The following is a 21,846-nucleotide window of genomic DNA, read 5'->3' on the forward strand; positions in this document are numbered from 1 at the left end:
TGCGCTACCCACTCAGGAATCACACGCCATGTCGCGTACCGTCGTTCTGGCCGCTGCCATCACCCTGGCACTGGCTGCTTGTTCTGGAAAAGATTCGTCCGGTAAGGAGTCCACCACCGTGCCCGAAAAGACCGCCACCACCCCGGCCGCGGATGCTGCGCCGAACCCGCTGCTGACCGCCAGCACGCTGCCGTTCCAGGCGCCGCCGTTCGACAAGATCAAGGACGCCGATTACCTGCCGGCCTTCGAAGAAGGCATGCGCCTGCACCTGGCCGACATCCGCAAGATCGCCGACAACCCCGAGCCGCCCAGCTTCGACAACACCATCGAGGCGATGGAGCGCAGCGGCGAAACGCTCACACGCGTGTCGCGCATCTTCTTCGGGCTGGTGCAGGCCGATACCAGCGATGCACGCCAGAAGATCCAGGAAGAGATCGCGCCCAAGCTGGCTGCGCACCAGGACGAGATCAATCTCGACCCGAAGCTGTTCGCACGCGTCAAGACGATCTACGACCAGCGCGACACGCTGAACCTGGAGCCGGAGCAGAAGCGTCTGGTCGAGCGCGACTACGAAGAGCTGGTGCGTGCCGGTGCGCAGCTGTCGGAGGCCGACAAGGCGAGCCTGCGCAAGCTCAATATCGAAGAAACCACGCTCTCCACCCAGTTCCATACCCGTCTGGTGGCCGCCTCGGCCGCCGGTGCGGTGGTGGTGGACGACAAGGCCAGGCTCGACGGCCTGAGCGAGGGCGACATTGCCGCTGCCGCCGATGCGGCCAAGGCGCGCAAGCTCGATGGCAAGTATCTGCTGACCCTGCAGAACACCACCCAGCAGCCGGTGCTGGCCTCGCTGAAGGACCGCCAGCTGCGCGCCGACGTGCTCAAGGCCTCGGAAACGCGCGCGGAAAAGGGCGATGCCAACGACACCCGCCAGACCATCCAGCGCCTGGCGCAGCTGCGCGCACAGAAGGCCAAGCTGCTCGGCTTCGACAATTACGCCGCCTACAGCCTGGGCGACCAGATGGCCAAGAGCCCGGACGCCGCACTCAAGCTGCTGACCGACACCGTGCCGGCCGCCACTGCCAAGGCGCGCCGCGAAGTGGCCGAGATGCAGAAGGTGATCGACGCGCAGAAGGGAGACTTCAAACTCGCCGCCTCCGATTGGGACTTCTACGCCGAGCAGGTGCGCAAGGCCAAGTACGACCTGGACGAGGCGCAGATCAAGCCGTATTTCGAGCTGGACAACGTGCTGCAGAACGGCGTCTTCTACGCGGCCACGCAGTTGTACGGCATCACCTTCAAGCAGCGCACCGACATCCCGACCTATCACGCGGACATGAAGGTGTATGAAGTGTTCGACGCGGACGGCACCTCGATGGCGCTGTTCTACACCGACTACTTCAAGCGCGACAGCAAGTCCGGCGGCGCCTGGATGGACGTGTTCGTCGAGCAGGACGGTCTCACCGGCGCCAAGCCGGTGGTCTACAACGTCTGCAACTTCACCAAGCCGGCCGCCGGCCAGCCGGCGCTGCTGAGCTTCGACGACGTCACCACGCTGTTCCATGAGTTCGGCCACGCGCTGCACGGCATGTTCTCCAAGGTGAAGTACCCCTCGATCGCCGGCACCAGCACCTCGCGCGACTTTGTCGAGTTCCCCTCGCAGTTCAACGAGCACTGGGCGTCCGATCCCAAGGTCTTCGCCAATTACGCCAGGCACTACCAGACTGGCGCGGCGATGCCGGCCGAGCTGGTGGAGAAGATCAAGAAGGCCAAGACCTTCAACAGCGGCTACGCCACCACCGAGTACCTGTCGGCCGCGTTGCTCGATCTGGCCTGGCACACCCAGCCGGCCGATGCGCCGCTGCAGGACGTGAGCAAGTTCGAAGCCGACGCCCTGAAGCGCTTCAAGGTGGACCTGGCCGAAGTGCCGCCACGTTATCGCAGCAGCTATTTCGACCACATCTGGGGCGGCGGTTATTCGGCCGGGTACTACGCGTATTTCTGGTCGGAAGTGCTCGACGACGACGCGTTCGAATGGTTCAAGGAAAACGGCGGCTTGAACCGCAAGAATGGCGACACCTTCCGCGCCAAGATCCTTTCGCGCGGCAATACCGTCGACCTGGCCACGTTGTATCGCGATTTCCGCGGCAAGGATCCCAGCGTCAAGGCGCTGCTGGAAAATCGTGGTCTGACGGAGTGAGCGACTGGATGACGCGCCTGCGTCGTTGGCGCATGCGTGTGCAGTAGCTGCAACAGCAATCGAAACGGGATGGCCACGCGCCATCCCGTTTTTGTTTGTGGATGGTGCACCGCACTGGCTAGCGCGGCGCCACCAGGCCATCCGATGCCTGAGTCGCAGCATCCTGTCGCCACCAACGCAGGCGATTGCCGGGCGCATTCAGATCCACCCGCTCGCCCATGCGCGGCGTCGCCAGTGCAACGCCGGCGCTGTCGGCCAAGGCCACGATCCGGTCCAGCGGTTCCTGCCACGCGTGCATGGCCAGGTCGAAGGTGCCGTTGTGGATCGGCAGCAGGGTCTGCCCGCCGACGTCCAGGTAGGCCTGCAGGCTCTGCTCCGGCTGCATATGCACATGCGGCCACTGCTGGTCGTAGGCGCCGTTTTCGATCAGCGCCACGTCGAACGGACCGAGCTGTTGGCCGATGGTCTTGAAGTGCGGGCCATAGCCGCCGTCGCCGCTGAAGAACACGCGCAGTTCGCGCTCCTGGATCGCCCAGGAGCACCACAGCGAACGACCACTATCGAACAGGCCGCGCCCGGAAAAATGCTGCGACGGGGTGGCGGTAAGTTGCAGGCCATCGATGTTGATCGTGTCCCACCAGTCCAGCTGGCGCACCTTGGCCGGGTCCACGCCCCAGCGCACCAGCAGATCGCCCACGCCCAGGGGCGCGACGAACACGCCGACGCGGTCGGCCAGGGCACGGATGCTGGCGCGGTCGAGGTGGTCGTAATGGTTGTGCGACAGGATCACCCCGGCCAGCGGCGGCAGCTCGTCCAGCGCGATCGGGGGCGCATGGAAGCGCTTGGGTCCGGCGAACGGCACCGGCGAGGCGCGCCTGGAGAACACCGGGTCGGTCAGCCACAGGCCACCGGCCAGCTTCATCAGCACGGTGGAATGGCCCAAGCGATACAGGCTGCGATCGGGCGCGGCAAGCAGTTGCGCGCGTGTCAGCGGCTGTACCGGCAGCGGCGCGGACGGCACCGTGGTGCTGGGCTTGTCGAAGAGGAAGGTCCAGATCAGGCCGATCTGCTTGCGCAGGCTGAGCGCGGTGGTCGGCAGCGGCAACGCATTGCGGAACCGGCCGCCGCGAAACTGCGGCGAATCGGCATACGGGGAAGGGCGAGAGGAAGCCATGGGGAGTCCGATCGGGAGCAAGGAACGACAGCAGGAGGAAATTACACTGAGCAGTGTAGTTTCATTCCGCTGAAAGTAAACTGTCGGGTGTAAAATGATCCGATGTCGAGCGCATCTTCCCCCCGGCCCGCGCCGCAGCGGCTGACCGACCGCAAGCGCCACGCCATCGTCGAGGCGGCCATTGTCGAGTTCCGCCAGCATGGCTTCGAGGCCACCAGCATGGACCGCGTGGCGGCCACTGCGGGCGTGTCCAAGCGCACCGTCTACAACCATTTCCCCAGCAAGGACGCGCTGTTCGGCGAGATCCTGCGCGGGCTGTGGCAGCGCAGCGCCGACGCGGTGAATCTTGTCTACCGGCCCGACCAGCCGCTGCGCGCGCAGCTGATCCAGCTGCTGCAGCAGAAGCTGCACCTGCTCGACGACCCGGCGTTCATCGACCTGTCGCGCGTCGCCATTGCCGAAGGCATCCATTCGCCCGAGCGCGCGCGCGCGCTGATCGCGCAATTGGGCAGCAAGGAAGAAGGCACCACCACCTGGGTGCGCGCCGCGCTGGCCGATGGCCGGCTGGTGGGCGTGGAGCCGGAGGTCGGCGCGCAGCAACTGCAGGCATTGATCAAGGGCTTCGCGTTCTGGCCGCAGATCGCCATGGGCCAGCCGCCGCTGTCGCCGCAGCAACGCGCCCAGGTGGCCGAATCGACGGTGGCGATGTTCCTGGGTTTGTACGGGCGCGAGTGATGGTCTGCGATGCGCGTGCCGGCGCGACGTGCCACGTCTACTGACGCCGCGCCGTGTTTCAGCGCTGCCTCGTCAATGCGGGCGGTTGCCCGCGCCCAGCACGTTGGCGGTGACGGTGTGCCGGCCGCATTGCAACCAGGCCACCATCGGCGAGGCCATCACCGTGGTCACCAAGGTCATGCCAAACAGCAGGGTGAACAGGTCCGGCCCGATCACGCCGCTGTCCAGGCCGATCTTGATCACCACCAGTTCCATCAGGCCGCGTGCGTTCATCAGCGAACCCACGCTCAGGCTATCGCGCCAATCGTGGCCGCTCAGGCGCGCGCCCAGGGTGCAACCGAGCAGCTTGCCGGTGACCGCCACGCCGACCACCAGCGCAAAGCCGGCCACACCTGCGCCGACGAACACGCCGGGGCTGGTGGCCTGGCCGGCGACCGCAAACAGCACCGGCATCAGCAGGGTGATCGCCAGGGGTTCGATGCGCCCGGCCAGGTGTTCCAGCAGGCGGTCATCGCGCGGTACGCAGATGCCGAACAGGAATGCGCCGAAGATCGCATGCAGGCCGATCCATTCAGCCGCCGCGGCGCAGGCCAGCATACCGATCAGCACCCACACCAGCGCAGTCGGCGCATAGCTTCCATCGCTTGCGCGCGGGGTGAGCACGCGCGCATACACCGGCTTCAACACACCGAACACCACCGCAATCAGCACCACCGCACCGGCCGCAGTGAACGCAACGCCGCCATGGCTATTGCCGCCGGTCAGGGTGAGCACGATCGCCAGGAACATCCACACCGTGGCATCGTCGATCACCGCCGCGCCCAGGGCCAGGCGGCCGGCCGGCGTGCGGGTCATGTTGCGGTCCTTGAGGATGCGCGCCAGCACCGGAAACGCAGTCACCGACATCGCCGCGGCAATGAACAAGGCAAAGGGCCAGAAGCCGATGCCTTGCGGAGCAAAGCGCGCAAACAACCACGGTGCGGCGGCCAGCCCCAGCAGCAACGGCAGCACGATACCGGACAGCCCCACCAGCACCGACGCGCGCACCTGCGCACTGGTGCCTTCCGGCGCACGCAACTCCACGCCGACGATGAACATGAAAAGCACCACGCCGATGTTGGCCAGGCCCGACAGTGGCGGCAAGCTGCTGGAGGCGAACAGCACACCATGCAACTCCGGCAGCCACGCGCCGAATGCGATCGGCCCCAACAGCAGGCCGGCGGCCATTTCGCCGATCACCGGCGGCTGCCCGAAGCGTTGCAGTAGCGCACCGCATGCACGCGCCGCGCCCAGGATCAGCGCCAACTGCACCAGCAACAGCATGGTCGGATTCATTGCGTCAGCCTTGGTTGGTTGAGTCGGCTCGCCCCTGCAGTGCGGGGCAGCTGCGCATCTGGTCAGTTGTTTCCCCGGACTGATCAGCGGTGACATGCCGTCCCCATAGCATCGGCCTAGTCTATGACGACAGCCGCCGTGCGGTTGCATCGAGCCGACATGCTGCGGCAATGCGGCGTGGTTCGCGCTGCAGGCGGGAACCGTCGTCGGTGCTGCTTGTGTGCGCTTGCACGGCTTGATCGAACGACGCCGTCAACGGCAACCCGCATGTCGCACACGGGATCGCAGATGGAGAGCGCGTGGCGGCCTCATACGCGGTGCCTGGCGAGCAAGCTCAGGTGCGATGCGAGCTCACGCGCGCACAGCCGGCAGCAGACTCACCGCTCCGAATCGCCACTCTCGTCATACCCGCGCGGGGTAAACAGGTCCGGCTGGATCAGCTCGATAAATGCGCGCGCCTGCGGCGACAGATATTTGCCCTTGCGCACCACCACGCCATAACTGCGGGTGGGGAAATAGTCCTTCAGTGAGCGGGTGGCGAGTTTGTCGCGGTCTGCATCGGTGACGCAGATTGCGGTGACGATGGAGATGCCCATGTCCATCGCCACGTATTGCTTGATCACCTCCCAGCCGCCCACCTCCAGCGCCACGGTGTAGGGCACGCGTGCCTGCTGGAAGATCAGATCGACCAAGCGATAGGTCACTTGCCGGCGCGGCGGCAGGATCAGCGGATACGGCGACAGATCCTGCAGCGTGACCGTGGACTTGCTGGCCAAGGGGTGGTCGGGCGGGGTGATCAGCAGCTGTTCGAAGCGATATACCGGCGCGTAGTTGAGGTCGGCCGGCACGTCCAGCATCGAGCCGATCGCCAGGTCCACTGCGTCTTCGCGCAGCAGGTCGGTGCCGTCGGCGCTGATGGCGTTGTGCAGGGTCAGCCGCACGTCCGGGTGGCGCGCGCGGAAGTTCGCCACGATGCGCGGCAGCAGGTACAGGATGGTGGAGCTGTTGGCGGCGATATTGAGCTCGCCCGCATCCAGCCCGCGCACCTTCTCGCGAAAGCTCGCCTCCAGTCCATCCAGGCTCTCCACCAGCGGCAGCGCCATGTCGTAGAGCAGCTGGCCCTCGCGGCTGGGTGCCATGCGGCGCCCCGAGCGCTCGAACAGGGCCACCCCCAGGTCGCGTTCCAGCGCCTGCAGTTGCAGCGTCACCGCCGGCTGGCTCACGTACAGCGCCTCAGCCGCCCGTGAGACAGACCCCAGACGCACCGTCTGGCAGAACGCACGCAGGGGCTTGAGCCGGTCGGATTTGTAGGAAAATCGCGGGGTTGGCGACATCTGGGTGTGTTCTGAAACCCAATATAAGTCAGGCTTATTTACAGCATTGATAAAACTGCTTTGTCAAATAGTTTCCGTCGGCGCACGGTACAGGTCCGGATGCACAAGGACTCCCCGACATGTCTGCCACCGCTTTTGCCCCACGTCCCACCGAACGCGCCACGCCCGGGCTGTCGCTGACCACGCAGATCGCGGGCCAGGCGGAACTGCTGCCGGCCGCCGCGCTGGCCTTGCTGGTGTCGTTGCACCGCGCGATCGAACCCGGCCGCCAGCAGCGCCTGGCCCGCCGGCGCGCCCGCCAGGCCGAGTTCGATGCCGGCCAGCTGCCGGATTTCCGCCCCGATACCCGCGCCATCCGCGATGGCGACTGGCGCGTCGCCGCACTGCCGTCGGCGCTGCAGGACCGCCGGGTGGAGATCACCGGCCCCACCGATCCGAAGATGGTCATCAACGCGCTGAACTCCGGCGCCAAGGTGTTCATGGCCGACTTCGAGGATTCCACCGCGCCGACCTGGCGCAACCTGCTGGCCGGCCAGCGCACGCTGGCCGCTGCGGTACGCGGTGATCTCAGCTTCGATGCGCCCAACGGCAAGCATTACGCGTTGCGCCCGGAAGCCGAGCGCGCCATGTTGATCGTGCGCCCGCGCGGCTGGCATCTGGATGAGAAGCACGTGCTCATCGATGGGCAGCCGCTGGCTGGCGGCCTGTTCGATGCGGCGGTGTTCGCCTTCCATAACGGTCGCGCGCTACTGGCCAAGGACCGTGGCCCGTATCTGTACCTGCCCAAGTTGCAGAGCATGGAAGAAGCCGCGCTGTGGGAGACCGCGCTGGCGCATATCGAAGCGATGCTGGGCCTGCCGCACGGGCAGATCAAGGTGACCGTGCTAATCGAAACGCTGCCGGCGGTATTCGAGATGGACGAGATCCTGCACGCGCTGCGCGAGCGCATCGTCGGGCTCAATTGCGGCCGTTGGGATTACATCTTTTCGTATCTGAAAACTTTCCGCGCGCATCGCGACCGCGTGTTGCCCGAACGTGGCCAGGTCACCATGACCCAGCCCTTCCTCAAGGCGTATTCGGAACTGTTGATCAAGACCTGCCATCGCCGCGGCGCCCATGCGATGGGCGGCATGGCGGCGCAGATTCCGATCAATCACGACGAGGCCGCCAACGAGCAGGCGATGGCGCGCGTGCGTGCCGACAAGCTGCGCGAAGTCAGCGCCGGGCACGATGGCACCTGGGTGGCGCATCCGGCGTTGATTCCGGTAGCGATGAAGATCTTCGACGAGCACATGCCCACTGCGCATCAGCAGCATGTCTTGCGCAACGACGTGCAGGTGACGCGCGACATGCTGATCGCGCCTTCGCCGGGCACCGTCACCCGCGCCGGGTTCGAAGGCAATGTCGAAGTCTGCGTGCGTTATCTGGCGGCCTGGCTGGACGGTAATGGATGCGTGCCCATCCACAACCTGATGGAAGACGCCGCCACTGCCGAAATCAGCCGCGCGCAGCTGTGGCAGTGGTTGCATCACGGCCAGCACCTGGACGACGGCACTGCGATCGATCAGCCCCTGTTGCAGGCCACGTTGCGTGCGTTGCCGGCACGCCTGGGTGCGACCGATGCACTGCCCGGCGCCGCACGCATCGACGACGCCATTGCACTGCTGGACACACTCAGCCGTGCCGATGCGCTGGCCGACTTCCTCACCGTGCCGGCGTATCGCCTGATCGATTGAGCCAACGCTGCAGCGGCACGCCGGCGCACGCGCGCTGTCGCTGCAATCCATCCGCGTCATGCACCACACCGCCGGTTGCGCCCACGCGCGCAACGACGGCCTTGCCATGCCCGGCGCGTATCAATGCGCCCCTTCCTTTCTCGTTGCATCCGTCGTATCCCTGCCAGGAGAACGCACCATGAGCAGCACACTGCAGACCGCCGAACAGATCCAGCAAGACTGGGCCAGCAACCCGCGCTGGGCCGGCATCACCCGCAACTACACCGCCGCCGACGTGGTGCGCTTGCGTGGCACCGTGCATGTCGAGCATTCGCTGGCGCGGCTGGGCGCGGACAAGTTGTGGAATGCATTGCACGCCACGCCGTTCGTCAATGCGCTGGGCGCGTTGACCGGCAACCAGGCGATGCAGCAGGTCAAGGCCGGGTTGAAGGCGATCTACCTATCTGGCTGGCAGGTTGCCGCCGATGCGAACCTGGCCGGGCAGATGTATCCGGACCAGTCGCTGTATCCGGCCGACTCGGTGCCGGCGGTGGTCAAGCGCATCAACAACACCTTGTTGCGCGCCGATCAACTGCATCACGCCGAAGGCAATGACGAGATCGACTTCCTGCAGCCGATCGTGGCTGATGCCGAAGCCGGCTTTGGCGGCGTGCTCAACGCCTTCGAGTTGATGAAGGCGATGATCGAGGCCGGCGCGGCCGGGGTGCACTTCGAGGATCAACTGGCATCGGTGAAGAAATGCGGCCACATGGGCGGCAAGGTGTTGGTACCCACGCGCGAGGCAATCGAAAAATTGAATGCCGCGCGTCTGGCGGCCGATGTGCTGGGTGTGCCCACGCTGCTGATCGCGCGCACCGATGCCGAGGCGGCCGATCTGATCACCAGCGACGTGGATGCCAACGACCAGCCGTTCACCACCGGGCAGCGCACCGTCGAAGGCTTCTTCAAGACCCGCAACGGGCTGGATCAGGCGATCAGCCGCGGGCTGGCCTACGCGCCGTACGCCGATCTGATCTGGTGCGAGACCGGCAAGCCGGATCTGGAATTTGCGCGCGCCTTTGCGCAAGCCATCCATGCCAGATTCCCCGGCAAATTGCTGGCCTACAACTGCTCGCCGAGCTTCAACTGGAAGAAGAACCTGGATGACGCCACCATCGCCAAATTCCAGACCGAGTTGGCGAGCTACGGCTATAAATTCCAGTTCATCACCCTGGCCGGCTTCCACGCCCTGAACTACGGCATGTTCAACCTGGCGCATGGCTACGCACGCCGCCAGATGAGCGCCTTCGTCGAGTTGCAGCAGGCCGAGTTCGCGGCGGCCGAGATGGGCTTTACCGCAGTCAAGCATCAGCGCGAGGTGGGCACCGGCTATTTCGACGCGGTGACGCAAGCGATCCAGCAGGGCCAGTCGTCCACCACCGCGCTGCGTGGCTCGACCGAGGAAGAGCAGTTTCACGGCGAAAAGGCCGCATAAGCCAGCGCGCAGGCGCCGCGACCGCGTGCCGGCCGGCCGACGGGTGAAACGGAGCAGCGGGCTTCGCCCACCGCCAAGCCCCCGCTAGCACCGCAGAGCAACGCTGGGGGTGGTGGTGGCCTGTTGAAGAGGATGGCGGGCTCTGCTGGGAGCAGGGGAGTAGGGCTCGGGAAACCGAGCCCGATTTTTTTTGCCAATACCCGTCATTTCGTCTCAAACTCAATGAGAGGGAGTGTGACCTGGTGCTGAACAAAACGCTCCTGTACGATGCTGAGGCAGGCCGGCGCTGCAGGTCGGTCTAAGGGATTTTGGGATGACGTGCCATAACACTGCCGGCGCAGTGGAGCCGACGGGGAGCGTTGCAAAGACGCTGTCGGACGGGCTGCATGCGCTCATGACTGCCGAAGAGCTGGGGTTTTTCGCCCGCTTTGGCCGCGCCCGCGAATTGGCCGCCGGCCAGGCGCTGTTCGAGCGCGGTGCAGTGGGCACGCAGATGTTCATTGTGGTCAGTGGCCAGATCGATCTGGATTTCGGCGAAGACCTGATGCTCAAGCACCTGGGCCCGGGCGAATTCTTCGGCGAACTTGGCCTGTTGATCGGCGACCATGCGCGCAGTGCCGGCGCCAGCGCATCCACCGACACCCGTTTGATCGAACTGGCGCACGAGGACTTCCAGCGCCTGGTCGATCACGACCCGTCGATGGTGGCGCATTTCCTGCGCCGCTCCATTGTGCGAGTGGTCAACAACGAGCAGTTGCTGATCCGCCAGTTGCGCCGGCGCAACCACGATCTGGAAGCGGCGCTGGACAACCTCTACGTCACCTCGCACCAGCTCAACCACACCGAAGAACTCAGCCGCACCGACGAACTCACCGGCCTGCACAACCGCCGCGGGCTCGCCCTGCATCTGCAGGAATGCCGGCGCGCCGGTCGCGTGCCCGGGGTGGGTCTGATCCTGATCGATTGCGACCGTTTCAAGCGCATCAACGACGAATTCGGCCATCTCGCTGGCGACCGCGTGTTGCAGAACGTCGCCCACGCGCTGCGTTCGGTGATCGCCGACGGTGACCTGGCCTGCCGGCTCGGCGGCGACGAATTCTGCGTGCTGGTCGCGCAGGGCACCCGGGAGCTGCTGCACCACATCGGCGAATGCATCGTGCGCGCAGTGGAAGCGCGGCTGTGCAATGGCCAGAGCGAGCAGGGCTGCTCGGTCAGCCTGGGCCTGTGCATGATCGATGCCGACGCGGCATGGAACGATTGGTACACGCTGGCCGACAGCGCGCTGTACGAAGCAAAGCGGCAAGGCGGCAATGTGCTGTGCATGCATGAAGCGCTGGGGTCGGGCAGCACGCAGCCACCCGGCAACGCAGCCACGTCGGACAATCGCTGAGCAATGAGCGCCCGCACCCACGCACGCAAGGATGCGTCGTCGGAAGCGATCCAGGCGCCGCGCTTGCGCACCTTGCTGCTGACCGACCTGTGCGACTCGACCGCGCTGGTCGAGCGCATCGGTGACAACGTCGCCGCTGCGCTGTTTCGCGAGCACGACCGGCTAGTGGTCAAACTGCAGCAGCAATGGCGTGGCCGGCTGATCGACCGCTCGGACGGATTGTTGCTGTTGTTCGACCGCCCCATCGACGGCCTGGGCTTTGCGCTGGATTACGCCCGTGGCCTCAAGGCGATGGGCGATGCCCGTGCGCTCACGCTGTGCGCGCGGCAGGGCCTGCACGTCGGCGAAGTGCTGACCTGGCGCAATAGCGACGAAGCGGTCAGCATCGGTGCCAAACCGCTGGAAGTCGAAGGCCTGGCCAAGCCCACCGCCGCGCGCCTGATGTCGATGGCGCGGCCCGGGCAGATCCTGTTGTCGGCAGTGGCCGAGTCGTTGACCCACCGCGCCGCACGCGAACTGGGCGACCGCGGCGAACGCATCCTGTGGAAATCCCACGGCCGCTGGCGCTTCAAGGGCGTGCCCACGCCGATGGAGATCTATGAGGTCGGCGAGATCGATGTCACGCCATTGCGCGCGCCGAAACATTCGCCGAAGGCATGGCGGGATATTCCGCTGTGGCGGCGGCCGGCGGCACTGTTGGCAGAAACTGCCTTGGTCGTCGCCGTGTGCGTGTCGGCGTGGTTTTTCACCCGTTCCGAGCCAGCCATTGCGTTCTCCGAACGTGGGTGGGTGGTGGTCGGAGATCTACGTAATCTCACCGGCAATACGTTGCTCGACAGTTCGCTCGACCAGGCGCTGCGCATCAGCCTGGAGCAGTCGCGCTACGTCAATGTCCTGAGTGAGATGAAAGTGCGCGACACCATGGCGCGGATGAAGCGCGATCCTGATCGCGTAATCGTCGATCGCGCGATCGCCTCGGAAGTGGCGCTGCGCGATGGTGCAAGCGCTGTGCTGCTGCCGACTGTCGCGGAGATTGGCGGCAAGCTTCGGTTCAGCGTTGAGTTGGTGGATCCGCGGACCCAGACCACTGTCTACTCGGAGTTTGTGCAAGGCGATGGCTTGCCATCGGCACTGTCCTCGGTGGATCAGGTGACCCGCAAGCTCAGGCAGGGCCTGGGTGAGGTGGTGGCCTCGATCGACAAGAATTCCGTGCCGTTACCCGCCGTGACCACGTCAAGCCTGGATGCGCTGCGGGCTTATGCCTTGGGGGTCGACGCGACGGCGAAAGGCCAATGGAAAGAAGGGTTGGAACTGTTCGAGCGCGCGGTGGCCATCGATCCGGAATTTGCGCTCGCGTATCTGGGGGCGGCACGCATCAAGGTGGCGGTCTCCGATCGCCGTGGGGCGCTTCCGTACCTGGAGAAGGCAATTCGTTTCCGTCAGCGTTTGCCTGAGCGTGACCAGTTGTACATGGATGCATGGGCAGCTGAGTTGCTAGCACCCGACAAGGCATTGACGCTATGGAGAACGCTGGCCTCGCTCTACCCGGACAATTTTGCCGGCACCGCGAACGCATCGTGGCACCTGTTCGTTGCCAATCGTTTTGCCGACGCGTTGCCATACGCGCAGGCGGCCGATGTTCCGCAGGATCCGCTGCGCGCGATCGCGACTGATCGGGTTGGACGCATTCTGCTGGCACAGGGAAAGGCCGAAGCGGCACTGCAGCGTTTTTCCATTCCCGGTGATGCCGATCGTGCCGGCCCGCTTCGGCGCCAGGCGAACGCGCTGGCCGTGTTGAACCGCCATGTCGAAGCGAAGCAAACGCTCGACAGGATCGTCGAGAAAGGCTACGCCAACGACGATGTGGTGCCATTGATCGATCGCACCAGCATCGCAATCGATCAGGCCGACTGGACCGCTGCGCGCGCAGCGATCACACAAGGTCTGGCGCGCAGCAAGCAAGGCGACGATTTCAACCATCGCCAGTTCTCGGTCATTGCGGTGACGAGCGATGCTTTGGTCGATCCATCCCTGGCGACGGCGGCAGCGCTCAAGCCGACGTTCGATCGGCTGGTGTCTGCTGTCATTGACGATGGATCGGCAACGGTAAACCTGCAGGACAATGCCGCGATGGTGCTGATCCTCGCAAGCCAGGCGCAGCGGAGCGGCGATGACAGCCTCACCGCCCGCGCACTTGCAGCGATCAAGCCGGCGCTTGTGCATGAAACGCCGGTGCTTGCCGACCTGCGCGCCATTGTCGAAGCCCAGCAGTTGGCGTTGTCGGGCGACCGTGCGGCAGCCATCGCACGCCTGCCGGTCAGCGATGGTGATCTTTTTCAGACACGCGTAACGCTCTACACGCTACTGCACGAGAGCGGTCGGCACGCTGAGGCGTTGCAACAGGCACGTTGGCTGCTTCTCCATCGCGGGCGTGCTTACATCGAAGCAAATGCGTCGCAAACGCTGCAGCCGCTCAATGTTGCCGATGCGCGTCTGGCCCAGCTCTGGATGGCCGAGTCGCTGCACGCACTCGGCCGTACCCAGGAGGCGCGCGAACAGGCGCAGGCGTTTGCGCGCGCCTGGCCTTTACCGAATCTGCCTGCTTATTTACGCAGCAGGGTGGAACGCATGCTGTCCGACTCGAAGGCGAAGATCACGGTGTGATTGGCCTTTTCGGTCAGGTAGCTTTGCAGCTCGGCACGAGCCGCTGCAATGTCCTGCTTGGATGCGAGCTGATTAGTGTTCATGCAGTAATAAGCCTCTCCCACGCCGGGGACGGCGTTGTCCGCACTCACGCCAGGTGCACCGATCTGGGCAAGCGCCTGCGCCGGATTGCATTGAAAGCAGTCGCGGAAGTCGTCGTCGGTTGCCAGTAGCTCCAGCAGCTTGTCGGCTGTGGATGCATCAAACGGAAGATGGGTGTTATTGGCTGCGTCGGTCATGGTGTGGCTTACCTGGAGAGTGAGGGAGTGTGCTGTCGTATGACGTGGGACCTGACACAATATCGACCGTGCTCATGCGTCCTTGAGATGTTCCTATGCAAATTCGTCGCTGTACCACGTTGTTTTTTGAACTGCGCGACGATTCGGTGTTTGATCTTGCACGATTGCTTGCCGGGGGCGATGGCCTGCGTCGCCGCACACGATGGCTGGCGCTCGCGCCTCATCTTGAGGCGGAGGTGGAGGTTTCAAAGGAAGAGCGTGAATGGTTGGGCGAGTTGAGTCCCTCGCGCTTGCAGTCCATCGATCAGATGCAGCCGTTGCCAATCTGGACGGAGCGTTTGATCGAGCAAGGTCTTGTGATCAGCGATCAACCACAACATGTTCAGCACCGCCGCAACGACGAGTGCGTGCAGCAGCAGCGCTGGTGGCCATTGGCCGCGTTGTGGCATCGATCTGCACGCTGGAGCGGCGAAGACAGTGTGGCCACCATGGAAGCGCATGGCCTGACAACTGCAGAAGGCATGGTCGGCCGACTGGGCGCCCCCCCGGCAGAAATCGTAGACCGAGGCGAGGGTGGCATCGAAGCGCGCATTGCCCTGCCGCGGTCAACCCCGGGCACGTTCGATGAGCTGCTGTCGCGTCGCGTCACCTGTCGCAATTTCGATAGGCAGCGTCCACTGTCACCCATCTTGCTTGGCCAGATGCTTGAGCGCAGCGTCATGGCAAGCGCGCGCATCGAAGTGGGGCACGACACCGCGTTCTTGAAGAAGCCGGTACCGTCAGGGGGCAGTCTCCATCCCACCGAAACCTATCTGCTGGTCCAGCGTGTCGAGGGAATGACGAGCGGTCTCTATCACTATCGCCCTGTCGATCATGCTTTGCAGCCATTGCAGTCGCCACCGCAGCCGCTGGTGGACTTCGCGCGTCGTGCCGTGTCCGGGCAGCACTGGTTTGCCGATGCGCCGGTGCTGGTGATCCTGGTGCCGCGGTTTTTACGCAGTTTCTGGAAGTATCGAAACCACGCCAAGGCCTACCGCGCAATGATTCTGGATGTCGGCCATATCGCGCAGACGCTTTATCTGAGCGCAACCGACCTGGGGCTGGGAGCGTTTGTCACCTCGGCGATCAACGAGGTGGATATCGAACAGGCGCTTGGCCTGGACGGCCTGCAGGACGGCCCACTGGCCATCTGCGGATTCGGTTGGCGTGGCGAGGAAATGAACAATACCGAGCTGGATCCCGGCGGGGCAGTGTGGCCGGCTGGTCGTGATCCAGAGGCGGCCAAGGACATCGGATCCCATTAGCGAGAGACCATCACACATCTCTCGATCTGGACCGCTTGGCGAGGGAAGTCAGGCATGCCGGCTAGTTGGAGAACCTCGCTACAACCGTCAGCGCTCGTCGTTGCAGGCGAACGCTGACGTCGATCCAAAGCAAGCACTTCGCAATGGCGTTACCGCCGAATCGCCTGCGTATGCGTCTTCAATGCATCGCTCAGACCGTTCACCTTATCGGCGCCTTCCGGCACGGTGATGCTGGAGCCGGTCAGGTCGTCGCCGATCGGTTGCACGCGGCCGCCCAGGCACTGGCCCAGGAACCCTTCGGTCACCGCGTTGAAGGCCTTGCTGTTTTCCGGGCGGCGGAAGCCATGGCCTTCGTCGGGGAACAGCACGTAGGTGACCGGAATGTTCTTGGCCTTCATCGCGTTGACGATCTGGTCGCTCTCGGCCTGCTTGACGCGCGGGTCGTTGGCACCCTGGCCGATCAGCAGCGGCTTGCTGATCTTGTCGACATGGCTGAGCGGGGAGCGCTCGGTCAGCCACTGCTTGCCGGCCTCGGTGGCCGGGTCGCCCATGCGTTTGGTCAGCTGCTTGTAGAAGCTGGCCCAGTACGGCGGCACGGTGCCGAGCAAGGTGTTGAGGTTGGCCGGACCGACGATGTCCACGCCGCACTTAAACGCGTCCGGGGTGAAGGTCAGCCCGACCAGCGTGGCGTAGCCGCCATAGCTGCCGCCCATGATCGCCACGTCCTCGGGCCTGGTCACACCTTGCTTGACCGCCCACTGCACGGCGTCGAGCAGGTCGTCGTGCATCTTGCCGGCCCACTCGCCGTTGCCGGCATTGGTGAAGGCCTTGCCGAAGCCGGTGGAGCCACGGAAGTTCACCGCCAGCACCGCATAGCCGCGATTGGCCAGCCACTGCTCATACGGCCCGTAGCCGTAGCTGTCGCGCGCCCACGGGCCACCATGCACGAACAGCACCAGCGGCACCGGCTTGTCGGCCTTGCCATCGTGATTGGCGTCAGCCTCAGAGGGCAGGGTGAGATAGCTGACCAGCTTGAGACCGTCGCGCGCGGTCAGTTCCTGCGGCCACATCGGGACCAGCGGTTTGCCGTCGAGCGCGGGGCGGGCGGAGAACAGTTTGGTCAGCTTGCCGCCGTCTGCACGGTCGTAGCGGTAGTAGCTCAGCGGTGTCTCTGCCGCCGAATACCCCACGATCCAGATGCGATCGTCGAGGGTGCGTGCGGCAACGCTGGCATCGCCGCTGCCGAGCGACTTGAGCTTTTGCAGGTCGGCGGCAATGCCGGTGTCCAGCGCCTTCCATTCCTCGCGCAGATAGTCGGTGGACACGGCCTGCACCACGCCGGTCCTGGGGTCGTTCAAGGTGGCGCCGACATCGGTGCGCGGGCTTTCGAACAGCAGCGTGCGCGCATTGCTGGCGGTGTCGATGGCATACAGTGCCGCGGTGTCGCGATTGCGCGAATCCTGCATGTATAGCGTCTTGCCGTCGTCGGTCAGTCCGTCGGGCGAGGTGTTGCTGACATCCTCGAACGGGATGCGGTCCACGCTCTTCCAGCGCTTGCCATCCGGTACCAGCAGCTCTCTGCCGGCATCGTCGGTGGCGCGCGTGGCGTAGCGCAGCTGGTAGTTGCCGTCGAGCAGATAGGAATCCAGGCTGTCGGTGTTCTGCTGCACCAGGCTGCGCTTGCCCGAGGCCAGGTCCACCCGATACAGGTCATGCCATTTGGGATCGCGGTCGTTCATGCCGACCATGATCGACTCGGGGTGCTGCGCGCTGACGCGATACACCTCGGCGTTGGTCTTCTTGAACGGGGTGAGGTCCTTGCTGCTGCCATCGCTCAGATTCACCGAGAACAGATGGAAGTCTTCGTCGCCGCCGTTGTCGCGCAGGTACAGCAGCGTGTTGGGTTGATAGGTCCAGAAATAAGTGCGGATGCCGCGTGCGGTGTCCTTGGTGATCGCGCGCGCCCGATCCGGTGCATCCACCGGGGCGACCCAGACATTGAGCACGCCCTCCAGCGGCGCGACCCAGCTGAGGTACTTGCCGTCCGGGCTGATGCTCACGTTCGCCCGTTCCGGGTTGCCGAACAGCGCATCACGGGTGATCAGTTCGGGTGGCGCCGCGGGTGCTTGCGCAGCGGCCGGGGCTGGCGTGGCAGCCTTGTCGGTGGTGGGCGCGGCGTTGTCGCTGCAGGCGGTCAGCGCGAGCAGCATGCTGGAAACAAGAAGCAGGCGTTGCATGGACGTCTCCGGTCTGGGGCGCGGCCACTCCGGCCGCTTTCCCCCACGCTAGGGCGAGGGCCGGCCCCTGCGGACGTGCCGTTGGTCACGCCACCAGGCGCCGCTACGCAGACGCGGACACAAATTCCACCAACGCGACACCCTCGGCGACCAGCTCGCCCTCGGCCACCAGGTACGCCGCCACCGTGCCGTCGCCGGGCGCGTGCAAGGTGTGCTCCATCTTCATCGCTTCCAGCACCACCAGGGCCTGGCCGCGGGTGACCGACTGCCCCACTGGGGCGACCAGCGACACGATGCGGCCCGGCATCGGTGCGGTCAGGCCACCGGTGTCGTGCGCGGGCTGATCGGCTTCGGCCAGCGTGTCATGGTGGCGGAAGGTCGCCCGCTGCGTGGCATCGCGCAATGTCAGGGTGTCACCGTCGCGCAGGACCTGCATGCGCCATTGTCGGCCATCCATTTCCACGCGCAGTGCATCGCCCTGCAGGTGGTAGCGCAGCGTGTAGGTATCGCCTGCAGTCGTGACCTGCCAGCCATCGCCAAGCGGGCGCACGCCGAACTGGCGGCGCTCGCCTGCGGCCTCCAGCGTCATGGCGTGCGCGGCATGCGCACCGATGCGCCAGCCATCGGTGTGTTGCCATGGCGAAAACGGGTCGGCCGGATCGGCGGCGGCCTTCGGCAACGCGTCGGCAATCAACGCCGCTGCCAGGCACCACCAGGCATTGGCCGGAATGACCGCCTGGGGAAACAACACGGCCTGCTCGCGTTCGATCAGCGCGGTATCCAGATCGGCAGACGCAAACGACGCGGTGCCGATCAGGCGCGCAAGGAACGCGCTGTTGGTGGTCACGCCCACCGCATGGAATTGCGCCAGCGCCTCGCGCATGCGTGCCAGGGCGGCAGGGCGATCCACATCCCATACGATCAGCTTGGCGATCATCGGGTCGTAGTAGGGGCTGATGCTGTCGCCTTGCTCCACCCCGGCATCGATGCGTACATGCGCGCCGGTTGCGGGAAACTGCAGCTGCCGCAGCGTGCCGGTCGACGGCAGAAAGCCGCGGTCGGCATCTTCGGCGTACAGGCGCGCTTCCAGCGCGTGGCCATGGATGCGCAGGTCCTGCTGACGCAGCGGCAACGGCTCGCCCGCGGCGACATGCAGTTGCCACTCGACCAAGTCGGTGCCGGTGATCAACTCGGTCACCGGGTGCTCGACCTGCAGCCGGGTGTTCATTTCCATGAAATAGAAATCGCCATCCGGGCCGGCGATGAACTCCACCGTGCCGGCACCGACATAACCCACAGCGCGCGCGGCATCCACGGCGGCCTTGCCCATGGCGGCCCGGCGTTGTTCGCTCATGCCGGGAGCAGGCGCTTCTTCCAACACTTTCTGATGCCGGCGCTGCACCGAACAATCGCGTTCGAACAGATAGACGACCTCGCCCCGGGTATCACCAAACACCTGGATCTCGATATGGCGCGGCCGCTCGACGTATTTCTCCACCAGCACCTGCGCATTGCCAAAAGCCGATTGGGCCTCGCGCTGGCAGCTGGCCAAGGCCTCTTCGAAGGCCGCGCTGGTATCCACCCGGCGCATGCCCTTGCCGCCACCGCCGGCGCTGGCCTTGATCAGCACCGGATAGCCGATCGCGTCGGCCTGCGCACGCAGGAACGCCGGCGCCTGTTCGTCGCCGTGGTAGCCCGGCGTCAGCGGCACGCCGGCGCGTTGCATCAGCGCCTTGGCCGCACTCTTGTCGCCCATCGCGCGGATGGCGGCCGCTGGCGGGCCGATGAACACGATGCCAGCCTGCGCGCAGGCATCGGCAAACGCCGCGTTTTCCGACAGGAAGCCATAGCCCGGATGGATCGCCTGCGCGCCGCTTGCGCGTGCCGCCTCCAGGATCGCATCGCCACGCAGATAACTCTGCTGCGCCGGTGCGGCGCCGAGATGGATCGCTTCATCGGCCAGCCGCACATGCCGCGCATCGCGGTCGGCATCCGAATACACCGCCACGGTCGCGATACCGAGCTTGCGACAGGTGGCGATGACCCGGCACGCGATCTCGCCGCGATTGGCAATCAGGATCTTGTCGAAATAGGGCGGTCTTGCTGCGGTGGTGAGTTCGCGCTGGGTCATGACGAAGTTCTCTGCACGCCGCCATGCTGGCGGGCGCTGCGATGAAAAGACGGTTGCATGGATTGCGCGACACGCCGTGCGATGACAGCTGACGCCGCTGCGCCCCCGCGCGATGCGCTGCTCGACGCAGGCAACGCGTGCGCACTCATGCAATGCTCCAGGCGTCACGCAACGCCTTGCGTGCAGGTGTGTGTACACCGCAAGACAGCCAAGAGCAGCACCTGCAGACGGACATCAGCACCTCACATCCGGAACACGCCAAAGCGTGTCGTCTCGATCGGTGCATTCAATGCCGCCGACAGTCCCAGCCCCAGCACGCGACGGGTATCGGCCGGGTCGATGATGCCGTCGTCCCACAGGCGTGCGCTGGCGTAATACGGATGCCCCTGCTGCTCGAACTGCGCACGGATCGGCGCCTTGAATGCAGCTTCCTCTTCGCCCGACCAGGCGCCACCCTTGGCTTCGATCCCGTCGCGGCGCACCGTGGCCAAGACGCTGGCCGCCTGCTCGCCGCCCATCACGCCGATGCGCGCATTCGGCCACATCCACAGGAAATTCGGCGAGTAGGCGCGGCCGCACATGCCGTAGTTGCCGGCACCGAACGAGCCGCCGATCACCACGGTGAACTTGGGCACCTTGGCGCAGGCCACCGCCATCACCAGCTTGGCCCCGTCCTTGGCGATGCCGCCATGTTCGTATTTGCGCCCGACCATGAAGCCGGTGATGTTCTGCAGGAACACCAGCGGAATGCCGCGTTGCGTACACAGTTCGATGAAGTGCGCGCCCTTGAGCGCGGACTCGGAAAACAGGATGCCGTTGTTGGCGATGATGCCCACCGGGTAGCCATGCAGATGCGCGAAGCCGGTGACCAAAGTGCTGCCGTAGCGCGGCTTGAATTCGTCCAGCTGCGAGTCGTCGACGATGCGGGCGATCACCTCGCGCACATCGAAGGGCTTGCGCGTGTCGGCAGGAATCACGCCATACAGTTCGTCGGCGATGTAGCGCGGCGGCAGCGGTGCCTGCAGTGCCAACGATGCAGCCGGCTTGCGCCAGTTGAGCTGCGCGATGATGGCGCGCACGCGCGCCAGGGCCTGCAGGTCGTTGTCGGCAAAGTGGTCGGCCACGCCGGAGATGCGCGTGTGCACATCGGCACCGCCGAGTTCTTCGGCACTGACTTCTTCGCCGGTGGCCGCCTTGACCAGGGGTGGGCCGCCGAGAAAGATCGTGCCCTGCTCGCGCACGATCACTGTTTCATCGCTCATCGCCGGCACGTAGGCGCCGCCGGCGGTACACGAGCCCATGACGCAGGCGATCTGCGGGATGCCGTTGGCCGACAGGTTGGCCTGGTTGTAGAAGATGCGCCCGAAGTGATCGCGGTCGGGAAACACTTCATCCTGCAGCGGCAGGAACGCGCCGCCGGAATCGACCAGGTAGATGCATGGCAAGCGGTTCTGCTGCGCGATTTCCTGCGCGCGCAGATGCTTCTTCACCGTCATCGGGTAATAGGTGCCGCCCTTGACGGTGGCATCGTTGGCCACGATCACGCACTCCACCCCGGACACGCGCCCGATGCCGGCCACCACACCGGCGCACGGCACCTGATCGTCGTACATACCGTGCGCGGCCAATGGCGCGATCTCCAGCAAGGCGCTGCCCGGATCCAGCAAGGCATCGATACGCTCGCGTACCAGCAACTTGCCGCGTGCGCTGTGCTTGGCACGCGCAGCCTCACTGCCGCCCAGCGCGGTCTGCGCCAGCGTGCGGCGCAGATCCTCGACCACGGTGCGCATCGCAGCAGCGTTTTGTTGGAAGCTCTCGCCGCTGACCTGCAGCTGGCTGGTGATCGCGCTCATGGTG

Annotated in this window: 14 protein-coding genes; 7 read left to right on the forward strand and 7 right to left on the reverse strand. The window is 65.2% G+C overall.

Translation table 11 applies throughout. The features are described 5' to 3' along the window. Positions 1-28 precede the first annotated feature (28 nt). On the forward strand, positions 29-2,197 hold the full coding sequence (gene dcp / locus AC1KVE_RS15295) for a peptidyl-dipeptidase Dcp (RefSeq protein WP_184457788.1): 2,169 nt from the start codon (positions 29-31) through the stop codon (positions 2,195-2,197). Between the two features lie 118 nt (positions 2,198-2,315). Here the strand turns inward: dcp and AC1KVE_RS15300 are convergent, their stop codons facing one another. Continuing rightward, positions 2,316-3,371, reverse strand: a complete 1,056-nt coding sequence (locus AC1KVE_RS15300) for an MBL fold metallo-hydrolase (protein ID WP_184457790.1) — start codon at positions 3,369-3,371, stop codon at positions 2,316-2,318. Positions 3,372-3,473: 102 nt separating this feature from the next. Between AC1KVE_RS15300 and AC1KVE_RS15305 the strand changes: the two genes are divergently transcribed. After that, positions 3,474-4,106, forward strand: coding sequence for a TetR/AcrR family transcriptional regulator (locus tag AC1KVE_RS15305; RefSeq protein ID WP_481092569.1), 633 nt, complete (start codon positions 3,474-3,476; stop codon positions 4,104-4,106). Positions 4,107-4,178: 72 nt separating this feature from the next. Here the strand turns inward: AC1KVE_RS15305 and AC1KVE_RS15310 are convergent, their stop codons facing one another. Continuing rightward, complete coding sequence (locus AC1KVE_RS15310) at positions 4,179-5,441, reverse strand: cation:proton antiporter (protein WP_481092568.1); 1,263 nt, start codon at positions 5,439-5,441, stop codon at positions 4,179-4,181. A gap of 377 nt (positions 5,442-5,818) precedes the next feature. Beyond that, positions 5,819-6,775 (reverse strand): LysR family transcriptional regulator, encoded by a 957-nt coding sequence (locus AC1KVE_RS15315; protein WP_228959805.1) that lies wholly within the window; start codon positions 6,773-6,775, stop codon positions 5,819-5,821. A 119-nt stretch (positions 6,776-6,894) separates the two neighbouring features. Here AC1KVE_RS15315 and aceB point away from each other — a divergent pair, with 119 nt between their 5' ends. The 4 genes from aceB to AC1KVE_RS15335 all read left to right on the forward strand — a co-directional run bounded on the left by aceB (position 6,895) and on the right by AC1KVE_RS15335 (position 14,039). After that, positions 6,895-8,511, forward strand: coding sequence for a malate synthase A (aceB, locus tag AC1KVE_RS15320; RefSeq protein WP_126965458.1), 1,617 nt, complete (start codon positions 6,895-6,897; stop codon positions 8,509-8,511). 178 nt (positions 8,512-8,689) lie between these two features. Then, positions 8,690-9,985: an isocitrate lyase gene (aceA, locus tag AC1KVE_RS15325; RefSeq protein ID WP_046345346.1), complete on the forward strand. Its 1,296-nt coding sequence runs from the start codon at positions 8,690-8,692 to the stop codon at positions 9,983-9,985. A gap of 313 nt (positions 9,986-10,298) precedes the next feature. Then, a complete protein-coding gene (locus AC1KVE_RS15330; RefSeq protein WP_039517644.1) occupies positions 10,299-11,375 on the forward strand; it encodes a GGDEF domain-containing protein in 1,077 nt (358 codons plus the stop codon). 3 nt (positions 11,376-11,378) lie between these two features. Beyond that, entirely contained in the window at positions 11,379-14,039 is a 2,661-nt protein-coding gene (locus tag AC1KVE_RS15335) for a putative peptide modification system cyclase (protein WP_184457796.1), read from the forward strand. Here AC1KVE_RS15335 and AC1KVE_RS15340 read toward each other — a convergent pair. Next, on the reverse strand, positions 13,979-14,317 hold the full coding sequence (locus AC1KVE_RS15340; protein WP_053051116.1) for an NHLP-related RiPP peptide: 339 nt from the start codon (positions 14,315-14,317) through the stop codon (positions 13,979-13,981). The genes AC1KVE_RS15335 and AC1KVE_RS15340 overlap by 61 nt on opposite strands. Positions 14,318-14,412: 95 nt before the next feature. Between AC1KVE_RS15340 and AC1KVE_RS15345 the strand changes: the two genes are divergently transcribed. After that, on the forward strand, positions 14,413-15,621 hold the full coding sequence (locus tag AC1KVE_RS15345) for a putative peptide maturation dehydrogenase (RefSeq protein ID WP_104593702.1): 1,209 nt from the start codon (positions 14,413-14,415) through the stop codon (positions 15,619-15,621). Positions 15,622-15,770: 149 nt separating this feature from the next. Here the strand turns inward: AC1KVE_RS15345 and AC1KVE_RS15350 are convergent, their stop codons facing one another. From AC1KVE_RS15350 to AC1KVE_RS15360, 3 genes are all read right to left on the reverse strand, one after another. Next, positions 15,771-17,858: a S9 family peptidase gene (locus tag AC1KVE_RS15350; protein ID WP_481092567.1), complete on the reverse strand. Its 2,088-nt coding sequence runs from the start codon at positions 17,856-17,858 to the stop codon at positions 15,771-15,773. 103 nt (positions 17,859-17,961) lie between these two features. Beyond that, positions 17,962-19,989 (reverse strand): acetyl/propionyl/methylcrotonyl-CoA carboxylase subunit alpha, encoded by a 2,028-nt coding sequence (locus AC1KVE_RS15355; RefSeq protein ID WP_481092566.1) that lies wholly within the window; start codon positions 19,987-19,989, stop codon positions 17,962-17,964. A 242-nt stretch (positions 19,990-20,231) separates the two neighbouring features. After that, entirely contained in the window at positions 20,232-21,842 is a 1,611-nt protein-coding gene (locus AC1KVE_RS15360; RefSeq protein WP_179464384.1) for a carboxyl transferase domain-containing protein, read from the reverse strand. Positions 21,843-21,846 lie beyond the last annotated feature (4 nt).

Source organism: Xanthomonas sp. NCPPB 2864, assembly GCF_056675615.1.